Here is a 19995-nt window from a genome sequence, read left to right on the forward strand (position 1 = left end):
TCAGCCCGGCAAGCCGGCTCATGTTGCGGGGCTGAAACCCAGCAGTTCGATTTTCAAGTTATTTCACGACAAAACCCCAAAACCGACCCGACAAACATTGTACCGCTCACGCCCCCAGCAGCAAAAACGGATTCGTGCCGCCGCGCCCAAACCCTTCTTCGCCCACCGCCATATCCAGCCCCAGCGTCGCCAAATCGTCGGCAACGGGGTCGGCGTACTGTTGCTCGTCCAAGCGGTAGAGTTTGCGGTAGCTGTGGCAGGATTTGCAGCTTTCCGCGTGGGCGGCGGTGTAAGCGGGCGCAAGGTCGGGGGTTGCTTTTTGGTCGAACTGCCAGATGCGCACATTGCCCGCATCGCCGCAGGTCGGGCATTTGGCGCGCAGGGCGTTCCAGCGGCTGTTGCAGAGCGGGCAGTGCATATAGCGGAAACCCGCCAGATCGCCGCGGATTAGGATGACGCTCCCGACGGCTTCCGTGCCGCAGCAGGGGCAAAGCACGCGCTCTTCGACGGGCGGAACATCGTCTTCGCCAAGCTGCGCCGCCCAAGCCGTCCATACAATCTGCAAGGCGGCCTGCACCCAGATTTCGGCGGCACGGTCGGTGTCTGCCGTGTTTTCGGTCAGCACGCGCTGCGCCAGCGCTTCGGCCTCGCTGCGGTCGAGTTTTTTCAGACGGCCTAATTCGGCTGCGGCGGTATGGTTGGTTTTGCCGTCCATTTCCGCGATGAGGCCGGTGAATACGGCGAAAAATTCAGACGGCACATTGCCTTGAAACGCCTCGGGCAACACGGTTTCGCCGGTGTTCAGCTTCGGCAGCGCAATGTCGTGCCGCGCGGCAACCACGGCCTGCGCGTTACAGAGCGCGGCGAGCAGTTCCAAATAAAGCCGCCACTCGCTCTTTTCGGCCTGCGCCAATTCCTGAAAACGCACGGCGCGCGCGGCGAAAACGTCTTTCTCGGGCACGAGCCAAAACGGTGTGTGAAACAGACCTTTTTCAATGGCAGGTTTGACGGGGGTGTTCATTCGGCGTTCCTTGTGATTGTTTTCAGACGGCATGAAGGCCGTCTGAAAAGGATTTTGGGGACGGGGTTTGGGGTTGTTTTTTAGCCGTTGTTATGTGGCTTCGGTTGTAGGTTGAACTTCTGGCGTAGGCTGGGCTTCGGTCCAGCAAGAAATTGAGTTTTCCGCTTGATTTTGCTGGGCCGAAGCCCAGCCTACAACTGAAGCCCAACCAACCCACCACTTTTTTCAGACGGCCTCAACCCATTCTTCACCGCTGTACACGGTAAACCGCTGCGGGTTGGCAAAACCGATCAAAGTCATGTCTGCGTCTTCCGCCAGCCGCACGGCCAGCGCGGTCGGGGCGGAGACGGCGGCGAGGCAGCCGATGCCGACGGCGGCGGCTTTGGCGGCCATTTCGTAGCTGGCGCGGCTGGACACCAGCGCAAAGCCCTGCGCCCAGTCTAGGCCGTTTTTCGCACCGTAGCCGATGAGTTTGTCAAGCGCGTTGTGGCGGCCGATGTCTTCAAAAGCGGCGGCGATTTTGCCGTTTTCCACCCACGCCGCGCTGTGTGAGGCGCCGGTTTGGTTGCGTATCGGCTGGCGGCTGCCGAGTTCGGCCAACGCAGCGCGCACGTCGGCGGCTTTGATTGTCTGGGAACGCGCCAGCGGGCTGACCCGCGGTTTGGCCGCCGCAAGGCTGTCGATACCGCAAAGGCCGCAGCCCGTGCGCCCCGCGAGGTTGCGGCGGCGCTGTTTCAGGTTTTGAAAACGCGCGGAGGCGATTTCCATCTGGATTTCGATGCCGTCGCAAGTTTCCACGGTTTCAAGACCGTAAAGTTCGGCGGGGCTGCTTAAGATTCCCTCGCTCAGACTGAAGCCCAGCGCCAGTACATCCAAATCCTGCGGCGTCGCCATCAAAACGACGTGGGAAATACCGTTGTAAACCAGCGCAACGGCGGTTTCTTCGGCGATGAAATCGGTTTCCCCGCTAAGGCCGTCTGAAACGGCGCGGTAAACACGGCGGGTTTGGAAAGGCGCGGGCATGGCATCGGGCCGTCTGAAAAATGGAAAACGGCATTATACCGCTGCGCCGCATCGTTTACACCTTAAGGCTATTGTCATTCCATCACGAGGCAAAATTCGTGCGGAAAAAACACGGCTGCTGCATCGGAAATACCGGCAGGGATCCGGCCTCGCTGCACTTTCCGCCTTGCCCGGCATTTTTCCGCTTCAAACCGTGCTTTGCGGATAAATTGCCAAAAAGTCCCGGTAAGCGTCTCACCCAAACAACAAATCCGTATATTTTGTGAAAACTTTTTCCAACCGTATGCAAAATCTGATTAATCGGAAATACGCCGCTGCCGCCCTCTCTTACAATGAAAGCCCTTTCCAACAGCTAAGCAAGGAGCTTGCGATGAAAACCGTAAAATTATTGGCATTAGCCGCCGCATTGGCCGTTTCCCTTTCCGCCTGCGCCTACGACGATTATTACGATCGCGACTACAACGGCAACGGCAGTTACGACCAAGATTACAAGCGTGACCGCGATTACGACCGCGTGCGCGAACGCGAACAACGCCGCCAGGACCGCCGCGAAACGCCCGACCGCCGTTTTGAATGCCGCAACGGCATGACCGCCACCGTGAAATACAGCGCCGGCATCGACCGCATCAACCTCTTCGTCGATACCGTCGGCCAAGAAATCACGCTGAACCGCAGCCGTGCTGCCTCCGGCGAGCTTTACACCGCCGGCAACGGCTTCTACGGCAAGCGCACCGAATGGCACCAAAAAGGCGGCAGCGGCATCCTCAGTCTGACCGACCCTTACGGTAATTTTGTAGAAACCACCTGCCGCATCCGCTAAACCTCGTTTTAAAATCCACAGGCCGTCTGAAATGTGTTCACTACTTTTCAGACGGCCTCACATTTGACAGCCCACCGCAGCCGGCGTAACTTCGTTTCCCGTTATCTTTCCGTTTGAAAGAATTGTCATGAACCGCCCCGCCCGCTTTCTGCTGACCGCCTCCGCAGCCGCATTATGCGCCTGCGCCGCGCCCAAAACCGGAAAATCCTACGACTTGGATTTTTCCAAACAGAAATCTACTTCGCAAAGTATCGAAGCCAACGGCCAAACCGTGAAATTCCGCGCTTTCGAAGGCATCGTTTACGTCGCACGTCCTACCGATACCCGCTACGAAACCATCAATATCTACATACCCGAAGCCTATTACAACGGCGGCAGCATCAACGGCTACACCGCAGAAACCGCGCCGGTATTCTTTCCCAACAAAATCGGCGGCTATATGCCCGCCGAACCGGGCAAACCCGCGCTCGAAGGCAAGCGCGGCGATCCGAACGGCCCCAAATCACCCAACGCCGCGCTGCTCGCCCTTTCCAAAGGCTACGTCGTCGCCTCGCCCGGCGCCCGCGGCCGCACCACAGCCGACGGCAAAGCACCGGCTGCGATTGTGGATTTGAAAGCCGCCGTGCGCTATCTGAAAGCCAACGATAAAGTGATGGCGGGCAACGCACAGAAAATCATCTCCAACGGCACCAGCGCCGGCGGCGCACTCTCCGCGCTTTTGGGCGCCAGCGGCAGCAGCCGCGATTACGAAGGCCGTCTGAAAGCATTGGGCGCAGCCGAAGCCGACGACAGTATTTTCGCCGTTTCCGCCTACTGTCCGATTACCGATTTGGAACACGCCGATATGGCTTACGAATGGCAGTTTAACGGCGTCAACGACTACAAAAAAATGAACATCACCATGCTCGACTACAACGTCAAACGCGAGCTGGTACCAGGAACGCTGACCGACGCCGAAAAAAACCTTTCCGACCGCCTCAAACCGCTCTATCCCGCCTACCTCAACAGCCTCAAACTCAAAGACGCGCAAGGCCGAGCGCTGACGCTGGATTCAGACGGCAACGGCAGTTTCAAACGCCACATCGAAAGCCTTTTGGTACAGTCGGCGCAGCGCCGGCTCGACGAGGGCAAAGACTTGGGCAAACCGGACTGGCTGACCGTGAAAAACGGCAAAGCCGCATCGGCCGACTTTCGGAAATACGCCCGCGCCGCCGGCCGCCAGAAAACCCCGCCCGCCTTTGACGGAGTGGATTTAAGTACGGGCGAAAACCAGCTTTTTGGAAGCGCGACCGACGACAAACGCCATTTCACCGCGTTTTCCGCCCGAAGCAGCACCTTTAGAAACGCCCGAAGCGCCGACGCCGAAACCGTCAATCTGATGAACCCGCTGCACTACATCGGCCGTTCCGACGTCAAAATCCCGCAAAACTGGCGCATCCGCGCCGGCACCGACGACCGCGACACTTCACTTGCCGTCTCTGCCGTTCTGGCCGCCAAACTGCAAAACAACGGCTATACCGTCGATTACGCCCTGCCGTGGGGCGTCGGCCACGGCGGCGATTACGACTTGGACGAGCTGTTTGACTGGATGAAGAAAATCAGCGGCTGAGGCCGTTTGAAATCTGCAAAAACCGAAAAGGTTAAGGCCGTCTGAAAACAAAATTTTCAGACGGCCTGCCAACATATAACGAAAACATCTTTACACCAAACCAACCATTCTTTCCCTTTTTCAGACGGCCTCTTTATAGTACCTGCATCAAAATCCCTACTACCGCAAAGAGCAACCATGTCCATTCAAAACCGCCACCTCGACTGGCTCGAAGCCGAATCCATCTACATCATCCGCGAAGTGATTGCCGAAGCCAAAAATCCCGCGCTGCTGTTTTCCGGCGGCAAAGATTCCGTGGCGCTGCTTTCCCTCGCCGTCAAAGCCTTCAAAATCGAAGGCCGCCCGCTGGTTTTGCCGTTCAAACTGCTGCACGTCGATACGGGGCACAACTATCCCGAAGTGATTCAGTTCCGAGACGAAACCGTGGCGCGCACCGGCGTCGAGCTGGTGGTCGGCAGCGTTGAAGATTCCATCAAACGCGGCACCGTCGTGTTGCGCCGCGAAACCGATTCGCGCAACGCCGCGCAGGCCGTGACTCTTGTCGAAACCATCGAAGAACAGGGCTTCGATGCGCTGATGGGCGGTGCGCGCCGCGACGAGGAAAAAGCGCGCGCCAAAGAGCGCATTTTCTCGTTCCGCGACGAATTCGGCCAATGGGATCCGAAAAACCAGCGCCCCGAACTGTGGTCGCTGTATAACACCCGCCTGTTCCAAGGCGAAAATATGCGCGTGTTCCCGATTTCCAACTGGACGGAACTCGACATCTGGCAATACATCGCCCGTGAAAAACTCGCCCTGCCGCCGATTTACTACACCCACAAACGCGAAGTGGTCGAGCGCAACGGCCTGCTCGTTCCCGTGACCCCGCTCACGCCCAAACGCGACGGCGACGTTTCCGAAATCCGCGACGTGCGCTTCCGCACCGTCGGCGACATTTCCTGCACCTGCCCCGTCGCCAGCACCGCCGCCACGCCCGAAGACATCATCGCCGAAACCGCCGCAGCCACCATCTCCGAACGCAGCGCCACCCGCATGGACGACCGCGTTTCCGAAGCGGCGATGGAAGAACGCAAAAAAGCGGGTTATTTCTAACCTTATGTTTTAAAAAAAGATTTAGGTTTTGCAAACAAAGCAGAGGCCGTCTGAAATATTTTCAGACGGCCTCTGCTTTGTCTTTACCATACGGTTAGATCTTTTTGAATGTCGGATTCAAGCATCCGGCCTGCGGCTACTGCCCCGCAATCGCGCCCGCCCGCATTTTCGGCAGATTGTGAAACAGTACCGGTACGGCGATATAGCCGGCCATAATCTGCATCCCCAGCCAAACGGCGGCAAGGGCGGTGGTAGTTTTGTGCATATTTTTCCTTTCGATGCCGTCTGAAAATTCTGAAGAACGCGGTTTCCGGATGGCCTTTTTCTATATCCCCCAATTCCTAAACAACCCTACCGCCGCTTCGCCAAACGCACGGCGTTGCCCACCACCACCAGCGAACTGAGGCTCATGCCCAGCGCGGCGATCCACGGGGTGACGAAGCCGAATACGGCCAACGGTACGGCGATGAGGTTGTAGGCGCCGGCCCAACTTAAATTTTGGCGGATGACGCGGCGGGTTTGCACGGCTTTTGCGAGCATTTCGGGCAGGATGCGCAAGTCGTCGTTGAGCAGCACGACATCGGCGCCGTCGCGAGCGACGTCGGCACCGCCTGCGACGGCAGCGGAAACGTCGGCCTTAGCCAATACGGGCGCGTCGTTGATGCCGTCGCCGACCATCAACACTTTTCGCCCTTGCCGCTGCAAGGCTTCGACATAGGCGAGTTTGTCTTCGGGCGCAGCTTCGGCGCGGCATTCGTCCAAACCCAGCGTGTCGGCAACGGTTTGGGCGGCAACTTGGCGGTCGCCGCTCAAAAGGTGCAGCCGCAAGCCCTGCGCTTTGAGGGCGGCAACGGCATCGGCGGCGCTGTCTTTGATTTCGTCGGCGAGCAGAAAGGCCGTCTGAAAACCTTGTTGGTTGCCAAGATAAATGACCGTGCCGTCGTGTTCGGGGACGGCGGTTTCTTCCAGACGGCCTGCAATTTCGGCAACAAATTCAGCGCGCCCGAGCGACCAGATTTGGCTTTCGCCGTTGACGGTCAGGCTGGCGCTGACGCCGTGGCCGATGCGGTTTATCCGCTGCGCGACGGTAATTTCGGGCTTGGGGCCGTCTGGAATTTCGTGGCGCAAAATGGCTTTGGCAAGCGGGTGTTCCGACTGCTGCTCCAGCGCCTGCGCCGTTGCAAGGCCGTCTGAAATGTTCAGACGGCCTAAGGGCACGATGCGGAAAACGCCCGGCTCGCCACGGGTCAGCGTGCCGGTTTTGTCGAACACGACATCGTTAATCTGCGCCAGCGTCTCCAAACTTTGCCGCCCGCCGACCAACACGCCTTTACCCGCCAGCGCGCCCGTCGCCGCTGCCAGCGCGGTCGGCGTGGCCAGCGAAAGCGCACACGGGCAGGTAATCACCAAAAGCGCCACGGTAATCCACAGCGCGGTCTGCATATCGGCGTAAAGCGTCCAACCGATAAATACGGGCACGGCCAGCACCAGCTCGCCGACGACAAACGACGAGGCGTAGCGTTCCGCCAATTCCGCCGCACGCGGTTTCTGCGCCAGCGCGCGGTCGAGCAGTTTGACGATGTGCGACAGGCGCGTTTCGCCGCCTGTTTGCTCGGTGCGTACAATCAGCGGGCCGGCGGCATTGAGCGTTCCCGCCGTCACTTTCGCGCCAGCGCTCTTGGCGACGGGCAGGCTCTCGCCCGTGAGCATGGCTTCGTTGGCTTCGCTCTCGCCCGCCAACACCGTGCCGTCCACAGGAATCACTTCGCCTGCTTTCACCAGCACGACATCGCCGCGTTGCAGCTTCGCCACCACGCCCTCTTCCGCCGTTTCGTCAGCCGGATAATTTTTCAATACATGGCAAAACGCGGGAACAAGCTTGACCAGCCGTTCCGCCGCATCGCCCGCCTTGCGCCGCGCGGTCTGTTCCATAAACCGCCCCGCGAGCAGGAAAAATACCAGCATCGCGATCGACTCGAAATACATCCCCTGATCCGCATTGGAAATCAGGCTGTAAATGCCCGCGGCAAACGTCATCACAACCGCCAGCGCAATCGGCGTATCCATGCCGACGCGGCGGTTTTTCAAATCACGCAGTGCGCCCCTGTAAAACGGCATCGCGGCGTAAAACACCACCGGCAGCACCATCAGAAAGCCGCCCCAATGCAGGATTTCCAGATAAAGCGGCTCGATGTCGCCGCCGTAAAAATAAGTCGGCACGGCAAACATCATCGTCTGCATCATCGCCAGCCCCGCCACTGCAAGGCGTACGATAAACTGTTTGCGCTCTTTCTGATGCTGCGCCTCGACCTTTTGCGCGTCATACGGCGCGGCGGTATAACCCGTTGACTGGATCCGCAGCAGAATATCCGAAAGCGCGACGGCGTTGTCGTCCCAAACCACGCGGGCGCGGTGGGTGGAATAGTTCAAATCCACGCGGATCACGCCTTTGAGGCGCAAAAGCTGCTGCTCGATCAGCCAAATGCAGGCCGCGCAGGTAATCCCGCCCAGCATCAGAACCGCCTCGCGGCGGCCGCCTGAATCCGCCTCGACAAAATCCGCCTGCACCTCGGGCAAATCGTACAGCTTCAACTGCGCCAACACCTCATCGGACGGCAGCGCCGCTTTCTGCGCATCAGCGGTGCGCTGCTTGTAATAGCTGCCCAAACCCGCATCAATAATGCTCTGCGCCACCGCCTGACAGCCCGCGCAGCAGGTCTCGCGCGGTTCGTCTTCGTAAACCACGGGCAGATGAATGTTTTCCGGCACATCCAAGCCGCAATGGAAACAGGTTTTTTTCGTCATAACAGACCGTTTTTTTTAATTTTCAGACGGCATTTTGCGGCCGTCTGAAATTTATGTATAAAAAGCTGCGGCAAAAGTGATGCCGCTTTACAACAAACTTACAATACCCTGATTGGATAAATTTAAACCCGAATAAATTTTAGAAATTTTTAATAAATCTTGTTTTATATCAATATATAAATAAAATAATTTTACTAATGATAAATCTCAAAATAATTATTTTGAGACCTTTTGTTCGTATTTTTATGTAAACTTTTGAACTTTTTTCGATGCAATCTTACACCGCCGTTGACCGTTTCCCAACCCTGCCGCATACTACACACACATTCCGCACAGACGGAAAAAACGGCGGTAACACCGCACCCAAATACTCACGCTAAATACCTTAAATCCACATTACGATTAACCAAAACCTTCTACGGGGAAACAACTTATGTTAGACCGCATTATGCCCATCTTTGCCGTTATCGGCCTCCTATCCAGCGCCGCTTATTTAGGCATGGCCGCTTGGATGATCTACGATAATTTCGTCCATTCCAAAAAGAAAGACGCAACAGGCAAACACGTTTCCGCGTAAATCCTGCCCGTCTTTTTGATTTCGGTTTTTTTTCGGATTTTGATGTTTTCAGTTTTAAACACATCCGCCGGATTTTAGTCTTCAGGCCGTCTGAAATACCTGCAAACTTTCTCCCTGGTTTGCCGCTGTTTTCGGACGGCCGAACTGTTTTTTGCGTCGGGATTTTGATGCGGATTTTGAAGAAACATCGGCCTGAAGGCTAAGACCTTTGCAAAAATCAGAAGCGTCCGTCTAAAGGCCGTCTAAAAATCCGATACCGTAAACCGACTTTCAGACGGCCTCCGCTGCCCGCTCGATCATCGCCTCACGTAAAGCATCCAAACCCAAATTCTTTGTAACCGAAATATTCACCGCCACCGCCCTACCCGCCGCATCGCGCAAAATGCCGGGTTTGCGCCCGCCCCCGGGCAGCAGATCGGTTTTGTTGTATACCACCAATTGCGGAATTTCATGCGCACCGATTTCTTCCAAAACCTCGTCCACATCGTCCATCTGCCGCTCGAAATCGGGATTGGACGCATCGACGACGTGCAGTAAAACATCCGCCAGCGCGGTTTCCTCCAAAGTCGCGGAAAACGCCGACACCAGTTTGTGCGGCAAATCGCGCACGAAGCCGACCGTATCGGTCAGAATCACGCTTGCCTCGGGCGAGAGGTAGAGCTTGCGCGCGGTGGTGTCGAGCGTGGCGAAAAGCTGGTTTTCGGCCAAGACATCGGCTTTGGTTAACCGATTGAACAGGCTGGATTTTCCCGCGTTGGTATAACCGACAATCGCAAAAGTTTTCAGACGGCCGTCCATACGCGCTTTGCGGCGGGTCATGCGCTGTTTGTGCACGTTTTGAAGCTGTTTTTTCAACGCCGTGATTTTTTGGTTAATCAGGCGGCGGTCGGTTTCCAGCTGGGTTTCGCCCGGCCCTTTCAGGCCGATGCCGCCTTTCTGGCTCTGCAAATGCCCGTAACCGCGCACCAGCCGTCCGCTCAGATGCGAAAGCTGCGCCAGCTCGACTTGCAGCTTACCCTCCTGCGACTGCGCGCGCTTGGCGAAAATCGCCAGAATCAGCCCGACGCGGTCGAGCACGCGGCATTGCAGCGCGCGCTCGAGGTTGCGCTCCTGCGTCGGCGTCAATTCGTGGTTGAACACCGCCAGCTCAATGCCGTGCTGCTTCACCGCCTCGGCCAGCTCCTCGGTTTTACCTGTACCGACAAACAGCGCCGTCTGCGCCTTGTCGCGCTTGGCGGTTTCGGTATGCACCAAATCGCCGCCTGCCGAGCACACCAAATCCGCCGCTTCCGCCAATGCCGTCTGAAACGCGCGCTCGCGCGTTTCGTTCGCCCCCGAAAAATCCGCCGCCAGCATCACACCGACCAGCATCACGCGCTCGGGTTTTTCCAGCGATTTATCAACGCGGAACATGGTTTGTTTAGCCAATTCGATTCCTTTTTTTTTCAGACGGCCTGAGATTTTTCAAAACGGCCTGAAGGCCGTCTGACACTTCGACTACGCCCAGTCCAAGCGCTTCGGCTACGCCCAGCAACCAGACTTTCACGGACGTTATTCCCGCGCAGGAGGGAATAACGTCGTTTGAGAAATTAACCGTTTCAGACGGCCTTCCGACAGGTTTTCGCCAAAGCCCCCGACCTCCCTACTTTCGTGAAAACCCCTGCTTTTGTTTTTCCCATAAATTTTCAGACGGCCTCACCGCGTAAGGCCGTCTGAAAAACGCTCCGCCGCAGCGGTTAACGAAATTCCTTTGCCGCTGCCTCACGGACTTTTTCCGCAGCGGCTTCAATGTCGGCCTGCGCCACATCGGCGCCGGTAACAACTTCTGCGGCCTGCGTTTCCGACTTCGCTTCAGCAGCGGAAACAGCCTGCGTTTCAACGGTTTGAACCGGTTCGGCAGCATCATTTGACGCAGCAGACAGGCGCGCCAGAATGGTACGCACGCCGGTTACTTTGTCGCCGATGGCCACTTGCGGCTGCGCGTCCAAAGGCAGGTAAATATCGACGCGCGAACCGAAGCGGATAAAGCCGTAACGCTCGCCGCGTGCGAGTTTGGCGCCCTCAGCGGTGTAGCACAAAATCCGTCGCGCCACCAAACCTGCCACCTGTACGAAAGTAATCTCGCGGCCTGACACGGTGGTCGCCAAGACGGCGTTGCGCTCGTTTTCCGTGCTGGCTTTGTCCAAATCCGCGTTGAGAAATTTGCCCGCGCTGTATTCGACTTTATCGACACGGCAGTCAACCGGCGATTTTTGCGAGTGCACGTTAAACACGTTCATAAACACACTGATTTTCAGCGCCTCGACCTTGCGGTAAGGGTCTTCGGCCTTTTCCACCACCACGACTCTGCCGTCAACGGGGCTCAACACCGCATCGGCGTCTTGCGGAATTTCGCGCGCGGGGTCGCGGAAAAACTGCAAGGCAAACACGGTAAACAGCCAAAACGGCAGCGACCACCAGCCGCTGAGTTTGCAGACCAAAAGGCTGACAATCAGGCCGCCGGCGATCAACGGCCAGCCTTCGCGGGCGATAATCGGGTGCGGATACGAACGGTTCATTTGATGTCCTTGAAATAAAATATTTGCAATTATAGCGGATTGGGCGCGAGGCCGTCTGAACATTTTCAGACGGCCCTCTCCGCCGAAACCCGTTATAATCCGAGTTCCGAATATTTCCCAGAAAGCACGCCATGACCGCCTATATCCGCACCTCCCGCCCCGCCGACAGCCTGCGCGACATCCGCATCACCCCGAATTTCCTGCCCCGCGCCGACGGCTCGGCCCTAATCGAGTGCGGCAACACCAAAGTCATCTGCACCGCCAGCATCGACGAAAACGTTCCGCCCTTTCTGCGCGGCAAAGCGCAGGGCTGGGTAACGGCGGAATACGGCATGCTGCCCGCCTCCACCGCCTCGCGGATGCGCCGCGAAGCCGCCGCCGGCAAACAGTCGGGGCGTACGCAGGAAATCCAGCGCTTAATCGGACGCTCGCTGCGCGCCGTGGTCGATATGGGCAAACTGGGCGAACGCCAGATTCTGATTGACTGCGACGTTATCCAAGCCGACGGCGGCACGCGCACGGCCTCGATTACCGGCGCCTTCGTCGCCTTGCAGCTTGCTGTGGGCAAACTGCTTTCAGACGGCCGCGTCGCCGAAAATCCTATCCGCGAAGCCGTCGCCGCCGTTTCCGCCGGCATCGTCGGCGGTGTGCCGCTGCTGGATTTGGATTATCCCGAAGATTCAGGCTGCGACAGCGATGTGAACATCGTGATGACCGCTTCGGGCAAGCTGATTGAAATTCAGGGCACCGCCGAAGGCGAGTCGTTTTCGGTGGACGAACTGACCAAACTGATTGCACTGGCGCAAAAAGGCATCGCCGAATTGGTGCAGCATCAGGCGCAGGCGTTGAAACGCTGATTTTTTCGAGGCCGTCTGAAACCGCCTGAATTTCTGTTTTTTTAGTGAATTAAAATAAAAAATCCACTTCGTTGGCTGCGGCCGGGCTCAAAGAGGACGATTCACTAAGGCGCCGAAGCGCCAAGTTCATCTGTCCCGCACTACCCGTACTGTCCGCGCCTTGCCGCCTCGTATCTTTCTTATTTTATTTCACTATACAAAACAGGCCGTCTGAAAATTCAGACGGCCTGTTTCTTATCCTGATTAAACCCGCGCCAGTTCTGCACGCATCTTGTCGATTACGGCCTTGTAGTCCGGTTGCCCGAACACCGCCGAACCCGCCACAAACGTATCCGCGCCCGCCGCCGCCACTTCGGCGATATTCTCAACCTTGATGCCGCCATCGACTTCCAGCGCAATCCGTTTGCCCGTCTGCGCTTCAAAAGCGTCCAGCAACGCCCGCACTTGGCGGATTTTCGTCAGCGTGTGCGGAATAAAGCTCTGCCCGCCGAAACCGGGATTGACCGACATCAGCAGCACCATGTCCAAGCGGTGCAACACGTTTTCCAAGACGTTTGCAGGCGTCGCCGGATTCAAAACCAAGCCCGCCTGACAACCCGCATCTTTAATCAGGCTCAGGCTGCGGTCAACGTGACGGCCGGCCTCAGGGTGGAAAGTAATGATGTCCGCCCCCGCGTTGGCAAACGACTGAATCAAATCATCAACCGGTTCGACCATCAGATGCACGTCCACCGGCACCGCCGCATAAGGCTTCAGCGCCGCGCAGACCATGGGCCCGAAAGTCAGATTGGGCACATAATGGTTATCCATCACGTCAAAGTGAATCAAATCGGCTCCCGCCGCGACAACATTTGAAACTTCCTCGCCCAAGCGGGCAAAGTCGGCGGATAAAATACTGGGGGCGATGCGGTAGGCGGTCATGGCTGCTCCTATAGGCCAAAACGGCCAGAATAAAGAAGGGAACTTATTCTAGCGCAAAACCGGTACCGTTTGAAAAACTCTGTTTTCACCATTTAAATACAATCAGTTATGTATGTAAATAATATGCTAGATAACATACCCGTTGCGACAGTTAACTAAAGTTAACCATGCCGATACCGCCGTTGACATGCTTATCCGCTATATTCAGCCCCGTGCCGAGTATCAGGAAAACAATAAAGTGTCAGCCGCATCAAAATCCCGCCTTACCGCCGTATTTTTACTGCCCCTGCTGTTTGCCGCAGGCAGCGGCACCGTATCTGCCGCGCCCAATACATTGGACGACTTCTACCCCAACTGCGACATCCGCCAGCTCAATCTGAGCCAGTCCCAGCACAACGCCCTGCGCCGCATCCGCTCGGATTACCGCGCTGCCACTGAAAAAGCCTACCGTAAGGCGCAGCGCACCGACCGGACCCGCCGTCAAAATATCATGCGTATCCTCTCCGACGACAGTTTCGATCAAAACAGAGCGCGCGACTATGTTGAAGACCGCTATCTCTCCAGCATGGATTTTGCAGTGGACGAACTCTCCATCCAATACCGTTTCTACCATCTGCTTACCCCGCAACAACGCCAAATCTGGATTTCAAGCTGCGTCCGGTAAATGAGTCTTTGAATCTGTCGAAGGCCGTCTGAAAACTTTCAGACGGCCTTTATCATTTTCTACCACAACCCGAACAAATCCCAAACATTTCCCTGCCGGTTTTGTCCGCCCTGCGCCTCGCGTTGCGCTTTGCGGTAATCCCACGGCGCTTGGGGGTTATTGGCGCGCCACAGCCCTTCCCGCGCCTGCCGTGCCTGCCGTTGGGCGGCGGCATAGGCGGCGTAAGCGGATTTTTCCTGCTGTTTTTTGGCATAACTTCCATAATGCCACGCCGCACCGTTGCGAAGCTGCATCAGGTTCAAATCCGTGCCGTCTTTCGACACCCGCGCCACTTCGCGCTTGTAGCGGTCGTGTTCGAACACCCTGACCTGCACGGTTTCGCCCTCTGCTGCTGCGCGCAGGCTGTCGCGCGAGCGCGTGCCGTAGAGCTGCTGCAATTCCGGCACGTCGATATAGGCCAGACGGATTTTGTGTTTGCGGCCGTTGCCGTCGGTAACGTGCAGCGTATCGCCGTCTGAAACCTTGCTGACGCGGCCGGTATAGGCATTCGCGCTTTGGCGGCGCTTGCTGCCGTCTGATTTCTGGCTGTTCAGCAACGAATCGGCCAGCCTGCCCCAATCGGGCGAAATATTCTGCAAAACTTCTTTGCCGCCGACCTGTTTGGCAACGTCCAAGCCCGTTTGCAGCCAGTCCGTTCTGCCTGCGCCGTATGCGCTTGCGGCGGCGAGGAAAACGGCGGCGGCGAGGTGTTTAAGGTTCATCATGTGTTTCCATATTTTTGGGCGGGTATGGAAACCCGCCCTTTTGATTGGCTTGCGCGTGTTCAGGCCGTTTGAAATCTGACTGGATTTTTTCAGACGGCCTGAACACGCTCAACCCGCTTAATGCCCGGGCGTTATCACTTTCACGCCCTCGGCTGTGCCCAACACCAAAACGTGTGCGGCGGCATGGCCGAAGATGCCGTTTTCGACGACGCCGGAGATTTTGTTGATTTCGTCTTCGGTGGTCACGGGGCGGTCGATGGGGAAATTGTGGACATCGACGATTTGGTTGCCGTTAAACGTGGCGAAACCGACGCGCAGCTCGGGCTGTCCGCCCATGGCCAGAAGTTTGCGCGACACCAGCGAACGGGCGTGCGGAATCACTTCGACGGGCAGCGGGAATTTGCCCAAACGTGCGACGTATTTGCTCTCGTCGGCGATGCAGACGAATTTTTCCGACGCGCTGGCGACGATTTTTTCGTTAAGCAGCGCGCCGCCGCCGCCTTTGATCATTTGCAGCATGTGGTTGACTTCGTCCGCGCCGTCCACATAAACCGCGAGCTTGGTCACGTCGCCCAAAGTGACTTCGGGAATGCCGTATTGCGCCATCAGTGCGCTGGATTCTTTCGAGGTCGAGACCGCTCCTTTGATCTGTTTGCCGCTTTTGCCTAAAGCTTCGATGAAAAAGTTGACGGTCGAGCCGGTACCGATGCCGATGTATTCGTTTTCGGGAACAAATTCAACGGCTTTTTCCGCCGCAAGGCGTTTCAAATCGTTTTGATTCATAAGTTTCTCCTGTGGAAAATGAAAGGCCGTCTGAAAAACGGGGCAAGCCCGGACAGACCGCCGGAAAATCAACGCGGCTTGCGCGTCTGCCCTGCCGCCAAATACGGCAGGACATAAATGTGCCTTTTCAGACGGCCTGCAACAGCACCGCCGCCTGCGCCTCAATCGCTTCCATGCGGCCGAGGTAGCCGAGCTTTTCGTTGGTCTTGCCTTTAATGTTGACACAATTTTCAGGCAATTCCAAATCCGCCGCGATGTTGGCGCGCATCGCCGAAATATGCGGCGCAAGCTTGGGCTGTTGCGCAATCACGGTCGTATCGACGTTCACCACCCGCCAGCCCAACGCCCGCACGCCCTCATACGCTTTGCGCAGCAAAACGCGGCTGTCGGCGTCTTTAAACTCCGCCGCCGTGTCGGGAAAATGGCTGCCGATGTCGCCCAAACCCGCCGCACCCAGCAGCGCATCGGTCAGCGCATGCAGCAGCGCATCGGCGTCGGAATGGCCGAGCAGCCCTTTTTCAAACGGAATCTTCACGCCGCCGAGGATTAAATCGCGGCCTTCGGTCAGTTGGTGGACGTCGTAACCTTGTCCGATACGGATATTCATGGGGGTTCCTTAGCGGATTCAGGCCGTCTGAAAAATTTTGGGGACGGTTTTTCAGACGGCATTATATTTAGTATGCGCCGTTTAAATAGTAAAGCGACCGAACTGCGTAGGCTGGGCTTCAGCCCGGCAATACAAGTAGCAGCATCGGATTTATGGTTAAACCGGCCTAATTGGCGGTTAGACCACAGGCCGTCTCAAAACTTGAGGAAAGGTTTTTCAGACGGCATTTATTATTGTGCCGCCGTTCAAATGACAGACAGTCAAGTCCGCCTTCATTCAGAATTTCAGACGGCCTCATTACCCAACAACAGCCGCACGATAAATTCGTCCTGCGGCAGCGTCAGCTTCAGATTGCGCGTATCGCCCTGAACCAGCAGCGGTTTCACGCCCAAACGCTCGACCGCCGAGGCTTCGTCGGTAATACCGTCCAAACCTGCCGCCAGCGCGCGGCGCAGTAAGGCCGTCTGAAAAAGCTGCGGGGTTTGCGCCTGCCACAAACCGCTGCGGGAAACGGTTTCGGCGATGCCGCCGTCCGCATCCTCGCGCTTGAGCGTGTCGGCAACGGGTACGGCCAAAATCCCTCCCTGCGCTGCATTGCCCGCTTCGGCAATCAGCCGCGTCAGCGCTTCAGACGGCAGGCAGCAGCGGGCAGCGTCGTGCACCAGAATATTGTCGCTTTCGGCAGCAATACCTTGTTCCAAAAGAACATTTATACCGTTGCGCACCGTCTCTGCCCGCGTTTCGCCGCCGACTTTAAATACGCGGATTTTGGCCGAATCGGCAGCATCAAGGTTTAAGGCCGTCTGAAAAAATCCGTCGTCGGGCGAAACAATCACGGCGGTAAAATCAATCTGCGCATGTTGCGCAAAGATTTCTACCGTGTGGCACAACACGGTTTTGCCGCCGATTTCGACATATTGTTTGGGCTTGCCCGCGCCGAAACGGCTGCCGACGCCGGCGGCGGGAATCAGGGCGATGTTGCGGCTCATTTGCTATCCGCCCATTCTGCTCCGCTGAAATCCATGTGGTGCAAAAATTCGCGCACAATCAGAAATTCCGCATAAATTTCAGCATTTTCCGCAAGCTCCGCCGCCCTGCCATAACGGCTGAGCTGCTGGGAAATCTGTTCGACCGACGCGCGGAAAATTTTGCGGTTTGCGGCCAAGTTCTGCAAACTGCCCGCTTCAATCCGCAAAACCTGTTCGCTGCGCGCGGCTTCGGAAAACGGGGCGAGCGCGTCTTCTACGGTCATAATAGCGTTTTCCCAATGCTGTTCCGACGGCGGCAGCGTCGGGAAAAAACGGGCGGCTAAGTTGTCGATATTCAAGCCGGTACATTGCGTGAGGCCGTCTGAAAACGTGGGGGATGCGGTTTCTCTGTTGATTTTCAATACCAGCATTACGCCTCCGCTTCCTCTTTCCGCCACACGCAATCGTCACCCAAGGCGTCGAGATAGGCTTCGTGTGCGGCCGATTCCTCCGCATCGGCTTTGATGACTTTCAAATGTGCGGAGCGCTTGGTTTCCGCGACGGCTGCGGGTTTGCCGGTTTTTTCTACTTCCTCTTCCGCACCGCCCATCAGGTCGAACTGTTGGCGCGTCATGGCCAGATAAACTTCGCCGAGCAGTTCGCAGTCGATTAAAGCGCCGTGCAAAACGCGCTTGCTGCGGTCAACGGAAAAACGGTTGCAAAGCGCGTCGAGACTGGCTTTCTGGCCGGGAAACATATCCCGCGCCATCGCCAGTGTATCGGTAACGGTGCAGCCGAGTTCTTCGATGGTCGGCAGCCCCATGCGCGTGAATTCCATGTTTAAGAAGCCGACGTCGAACTTGGCATTGTGGATAATCAGTTCCGCGCCGCGCAGAAAATCGGCAATCTCGCGCCCGACTTCGGCAAACGGCGGGGCGTTTTTCTCCTCCAAAACCGCAATCGTCAGGCCGTGTACCCGCGCGGCTTCTTCGGGCATATCGCGCTCGGGGTGCACATATAAATGCAGGCTGTTGCCGGTAAGCTGGCGGTTGGACATCTCCAAACCGGCAAATTCGACCAAACGGTCGCCGCTGTCGGGATAAAGGCCGGTGGTTTCGGTATCAAGGAAAATCTGGCGGTCGGTCATGTGTGTCGTCCTGTTGGAATGGCATGAATCATACTAAATGGCGGCGCGAAAGTATAGGCGGCAAAACGGGGAATGAAGGCCGTCTGAAAACGGCGGCGGTTTGCCGGTTGAGGCAGATATTTTTCAGACGGCCTGGGCGGTTTGTTTTCCTTCAAATAAGGCCGTCTGAAAATATCAAACTGATTTTCCGCCAAACAGCCTTTTTCATAAATTTTATTTCTTTTAAAATCAAATAGTTATTAACTAAATTCAAAACAGTAACAATTATCATTTGCAAACCAGGCAAAAATCTGTATAATCCAATCCAACGAAACAACGCAGGCCAAACAGAAAACGGAAGGAGAAAAAAATGCCGGAAAGTATTTTCAAGCAAGTTTCTCTCGATATTCTGAGACTGCACCAACGCGCCGTCCGCTCGTTAATCGCCACGCAAGGCTGCACGGAATGCGAAGTTCATGATGCGGTTTTCGTTACCGTCGAAGGACGCTACTACGTCTGGCTGCCTTGTATGCCGTCTGAAAACCCGACACATACCGGCATCCTTCTGATTGAAGACGAGGAAACGCAGGCGCGGCTGAGCTGGGTCGCCGAAACCCGCGAAGTAAAACGCAAAGATTCGCTTTACCGGCGCGCCACCGCAGCCTTGCAGCAAAAAATGCAGCGTACGAAAAACAGATTTCATCAGGCAGCAACAAATTACCTTTTGGAGCTGACGCCCCGACAAGGCCGCCTGACCACCAACAACAGAGATTTATCGCTTTCGCCCAACGATTTGGCAAAAGCCCTTTATCCGGCTACATATAAATATAAATTAGGAGAGTTTGCCCCGTAACAGTTTTGGTAGTGGTTTGTGTTCCTTTTGCGCCCCTGAAATAAGGGGCGATTTTTTTTGGACACGTTTTCAGACGGCCTCGCGCGTTTTCCATTAAAATAAGGCCGTCTGAAAACCCCTTATCCGAGCAAATCCATGCAACTGCTCAAATACCTCCAATCGCAAGGACTCGGCAGCCGCAAACAATGCCAATGGCTGATTGACAACGACTGTGTCGAAATCAACAGCGCGCTGCAAAACAACGCCAAAAGCAACATCGAGCCTGATGACGTCAAAACGCTGCTGATCGACGGCGAACCCGTTACCGTCGTGCCCATGCCCTACTTCTACATTCTGCTCAACAAACCTACCGATTACGAAACCTCGCACAAACCGCAGCAGTATCCGAGCGTGTTCAGCCTGTTTCCCGACCATATGCGCAATATCGAAATGCAGGCGGTCGGGCGTTTGGACGCGGACACCACAGGCGTTTTGCTGATTACCAACGACGGGCAGTTCAACCACCGCGTGACCTCGCCGAAACACAAAGTTGCCAAACGCTACCGCGTCACACTGAAACATCCGGCCGGCGAAAGTTTGTGCGAAACCCTGAAAAACGGTGTTTTGCTGCACGACGGCAACGAAACCGTCCGCGCTGCCGACGCGGTTTTGGAAAACCCGACCACGCTCTTAATGACGATTACCGAAGGCAAATACCATCAGGTCAAACGCATGGTCGCTGCCGCCGGCAACCGCGTGGGAAAACTCCACCGCGACCGTTTCGGCAGCTTGGATACGCAGAATTTAAACGCCGGTGAATGGAAATTTCTCTCGACGGATGAAATTTCTAAAAATTTTCAGCAAAATAATACATATTTTGGGTTTTAAAATTCTTTAAAATCATCAAGATGTAAAATAATGTATTTTCTTAACCTAACTTAACACTACGAACCGTGAACTATTATATA

Annotated in this window: 21 protein-coding genes and 1 pseudogene; 9 read left to right on the top strand and 13 right to left on the bottom strand. The window is 56.2% G+C overall.

Annotated features, from left to right (window positions below; genetic code table 11):
* Positions 1 to 106: 106 nt before the first annotated feature.
* Both BG910_RS00825 and fdhD read right to left on the bottom strand, forming a co-directional pair.
* Positions 107 to 1021: a formate dehydrogenase accessory protein FdhE gene (locus tag BG910_RS00825; protein ID WP_157693995.1), complete on the bottom strand. Its 915-nt coding sequence runs from the start codon at positions 1019 to 1021 to the stop codon at positions 107 to 109.
* 225 nt (positions 1022 to 1246) lie between these two features.
* Complete coding sequence (gene fdhD / locus BG910_RS00830) at positions 1247 to 2044, bottom strand: formate dehydrogenase accessory sulfurtransferase FdhD (RefSeq protein WP_089035203.1); 798 nt, start codon at positions 2042 to 2044, stop codon at positions 1247 to 1249.
* Here fdhD and BG910_RS12045 point away from each other — a divergent pair.
* From BG910_RS12045 to cysD, 4 genes are all read left to right on the top strand, one after another.
* On the top strand, positions 2043 to 2252 hold the full coding sequence (locus tag BG910_RS12045; RefSeq protein WP_123805840.1) for a hypothetical protein: 210 nt from the start codon (positions 2043 to 2045) through the stop codon (positions 2250 to 2252). The genes fdhD and BG910_RS12045 overlap by 2 nt on opposite strands.
* Before the next feature lie 162 nt (positions 2253 to 2414).
* The gene (locus BG910_RS00835; RefSeq protein ID WP_123805841.1) at positions 2415 to 2864 is read left to right on the top strand and encodes an MliC family protein; all 450 of its coding nucleotides are present in this window, start codon (positions 2415 to 2417) and stop codon (positions 2862 to 2864) included.
* A gap of 127 nt (positions 2865 to 2991) precedes the next feature.
* Entirely contained in the window at positions 2992 to 4473 is a 1482-nt protein-coding gene (locus tag BG910_RS00840) for a subtype B tannase (protein WP_089035205.1), read from the top strand.
* A 177-nt stretch (positions 4474 to 4650) separates the two neighbouring features.
* Positions 4651 to 5565, top strand: coding sequence for a sulfate adenylyltransferase subunit CysD (cysD, locus tag BG910_RS00845; RefSeq protein WP_089035206.1), 915 nt, complete (start codon positions 4651 to 4653; stop codon positions 5563 to 5565).
* A 142-nt stretch (positions 5566 to 5707) separates the two neighbouring features.
* Here cysD and BG910_RS00850 read toward each other — a convergent pair.
* Together BG910_RS00850 and BG910_RS00855 are read right to left on the bottom strand one after the other, a co-directional pair.
* Positions 5708 to 5830: pseudogene (locus BG910_RS00850) on the bottom strand (DUF4149 domain-containing protein); the annotation flags it as partial.
* 86 nt (positions 5831 to 5916) lie between these two features.
* A complete protein-coding gene (locus tag BG910_RS00855; RefSeq protein ID WP_089035208.1) occupies positions 5917 to 8370 on the bottom strand; it encodes a heavy metal translocating P-type ATPase in 2454 nt (817 codons plus the stop codon).
* A 433-nt stretch (positions 8371 to 8803) separates the two neighbouring features.
* On the opposite strand from BG910_RS00855, the gene BG910_RS12495 reads away from it, so the two are divergent.
* Positions 8804 to 8947, top strand: coding sequence for a hypothetical protein (locus BG910_RS12495; protein ID WP_198344807.1), 144 nt, complete (start codon positions 8804 to 8806; stop codon positions 8945 to 8947).
* A 270-nt stretch (positions 8948 to 9217) separates the two neighbouring features.
* Here BG910_RS12495 and hflX read toward each other — a convergent pair whose 3' ends face one another.
* Both hflX and BG910_RS00865 read right to left on the bottom strand, forming a co-directional pair.
* On the bottom strand, positions 9218 to 10360 hold the full coding sequence (gene hflX / locus BG910_RS00860; RefSeq protein ID WP_408633788.1) for a GTPase HflX: 1143 nt from the start codon (positions 10358 to 10360) through the stop codon (positions 9218 to 9220).
* Between the two features lie 323 nt (positions 10361 to 10683).
* Entirely contained in the window at positions 10684 to 11505 is an 822-nt protein-coding gene (locus BG910_RS00865) for a phosphatidylserine decarboxylase (RefSeq protein ID WP_089035210.1), read from the bottom strand.
* Positions 11506 to 11636: 131 nt separating this feature from the next.
* On the opposite strand from BG910_RS00865, the gene rph reads away from it, so the two are divergent.
* The gene (gene rph, locus BG910_RS00870; protein ID WP_089035211.1) at positions 11637 to 12362 is read left to right on the top strand and encodes a ribonuclease PH; all 726 of its coding nucleotides are present in this window, start codon (positions 11637 to 11639) and stop codon (positions 12360 to 12362) included.
* 243 nt (positions 12363 to 12605) lie between these two features.
* Here the strand turns inward: rph and rpe are convergent, their stop codons facing one another.
* Positions 12606 to 13283: a ribulose-phosphate 3-epimerase gene (gene rpe, locus BG910_RS00875; RefSeq protein WP_089035212.1), complete on the bottom strand. Its 678-nt coding sequence runs from the start codon at positions 13281 to 13283 to the stop codon at positions 12606 to 12608.
* A 187-nt stretch (positions 13284 to 13470) separates the two neighbouring features.
* Here rpe and BG910_RS00880 point away from each other — a divergent pair, with 187 nt between their 5' ends.
* On the top strand, positions 13471 to 13947 hold the full coding sequence (locus BG910_RS00880) for a Spy/CpxP family protein refolding chaperone (RefSeq protein ID WP_089035213.1): 477 nt from the start codon (positions 13471 to 13473) through the stop codon (positions 13945 to 13947).
* Positions 13948 to 14006: 59 nt separating this feature from the next.
* Here the strand turns inward: BG910_RS00880 and BG910_RS00885 are convergent, their stop codons facing one another.
* The 6 genes from BG910_RS00885 to dnaQ form a co-directional block, all read right to left on the bottom strand.
* The gene (locus BG910_RS00885; protein WP_232462212.1) at positions 14007 to 14711 is read right to left on the bottom strand and encodes a thermonuclease family protein; all 705 of its coding nucleotides are present in this window, start codon (positions 14709 to 14711) and stop codon (positions 14007 to 14009) included.
* Positions 14712 to 14828: 117 nt separating this feature from the next.
* Positions 14829 to 15494, bottom strand: coding sequence for a ribose-5-phosphate isomerase RpiA (rpiA, locus tag BG910_RS00890; RefSeq protein ID WP_089035214.1), 666 nt, complete (start codon positions 15492 to 15494; stop codon positions 14829 to 14831).
* A gap of 127 nt (positions 15495 to 15621) precedes the next feature.
* Positions 15622 to 16101, bottom strand: coding sequence for a 2-C-methyl-D-erythritol 2,4-cyclodiphosphate synthase (ispF, locus tag BG910_RS00895; protein WP_089035215.1), 480 nt, complete (start codon positions 16099 to 16101; stop codon positions 15622 to 15624).
* Between the two features lie 284 nt (positions 16102 to 16385).
* The gene (ispD, locus tag BG910_RS00900) at positions 16386 to 17090 is read right to left on the bottom strand and encodes a 2-C-methyl-D-erythritol 4-phosphate cytidylyltransferase (RefSeq protein ID WP_089035216.1); all 705 of its coding nucleotides are present in this window, start codon (positions 17088 to 17090) and stop codon (positions 16386 to 16388) included.
* On the bottom strand, positions 17087 to 17500 hold the full coding sequence (locus tag BG910_RS00905; protein ID WP_089035217.1) for a hypothetical protein: 414 nt from the start codon (positions 17498 to 17500) through the stop codon (positions 17087 to 17089). Before BG910_RS00905 ends, ispD begins: the two co-directional genes overlap by 4 nt.
* Positions 17500 to 18216, bottom strand: a complete 717-nt coding sequence (gene dnaQ / locus BG910_RS00910) for a DNA polymerase III subunit epsilon (RefSeq protein ID WP_089035218.1) — start codon at positions 18214 to 18216, stop codon at positions 17500 to 17502. The genes BG910_RS00905 and dnaQ overlap by 1 nt, the downstream gene beginning before the upstream one ends.
* Positions 18217 to 18565: 349 nt before the next feature.
* On the opposite strand from dnaQ, the gene BG910_RS00915 reads away from it, so the two are divergent.
* Together BG910_RS00915 and BG910_RS00920 are read left to right on the top strand one after the other, a co-directional pair.
* Entirely contained in the window at positions 18566 to 19048 is a 483-nt protein-coding gene (locus BG910_RS00915) for a hypothetical protein (protein WP_089035219.1), read from the top strand.
* 135 nt (positions 19049 to 19183) lie between these two features.
* Positions 19184 to 19915, top strand: a complete 732-nt coding sequence (locus BG910_RS00920) for a 16S rRNA pseudouridine(516) synthase (RefSeq protein ID WP_089035220.1) — start codon at positions 19184 to 19186, stop codon at positions 19913 to 19915.
* The last annotated feature ends 80 nt before the right edge of the window (positions 19916 to 19995 follow it).

It is taken from the genome of Neisseria chenwenguii (genome assembly GCF_002216145.1).
Classification (GTDB): domain Bacteria; phylum Pseudomonadota; class Gammaproteobacteria; order Burkholderiales; family Neisseriaceae; genus Neisseria; species Neisseria chenwenguii.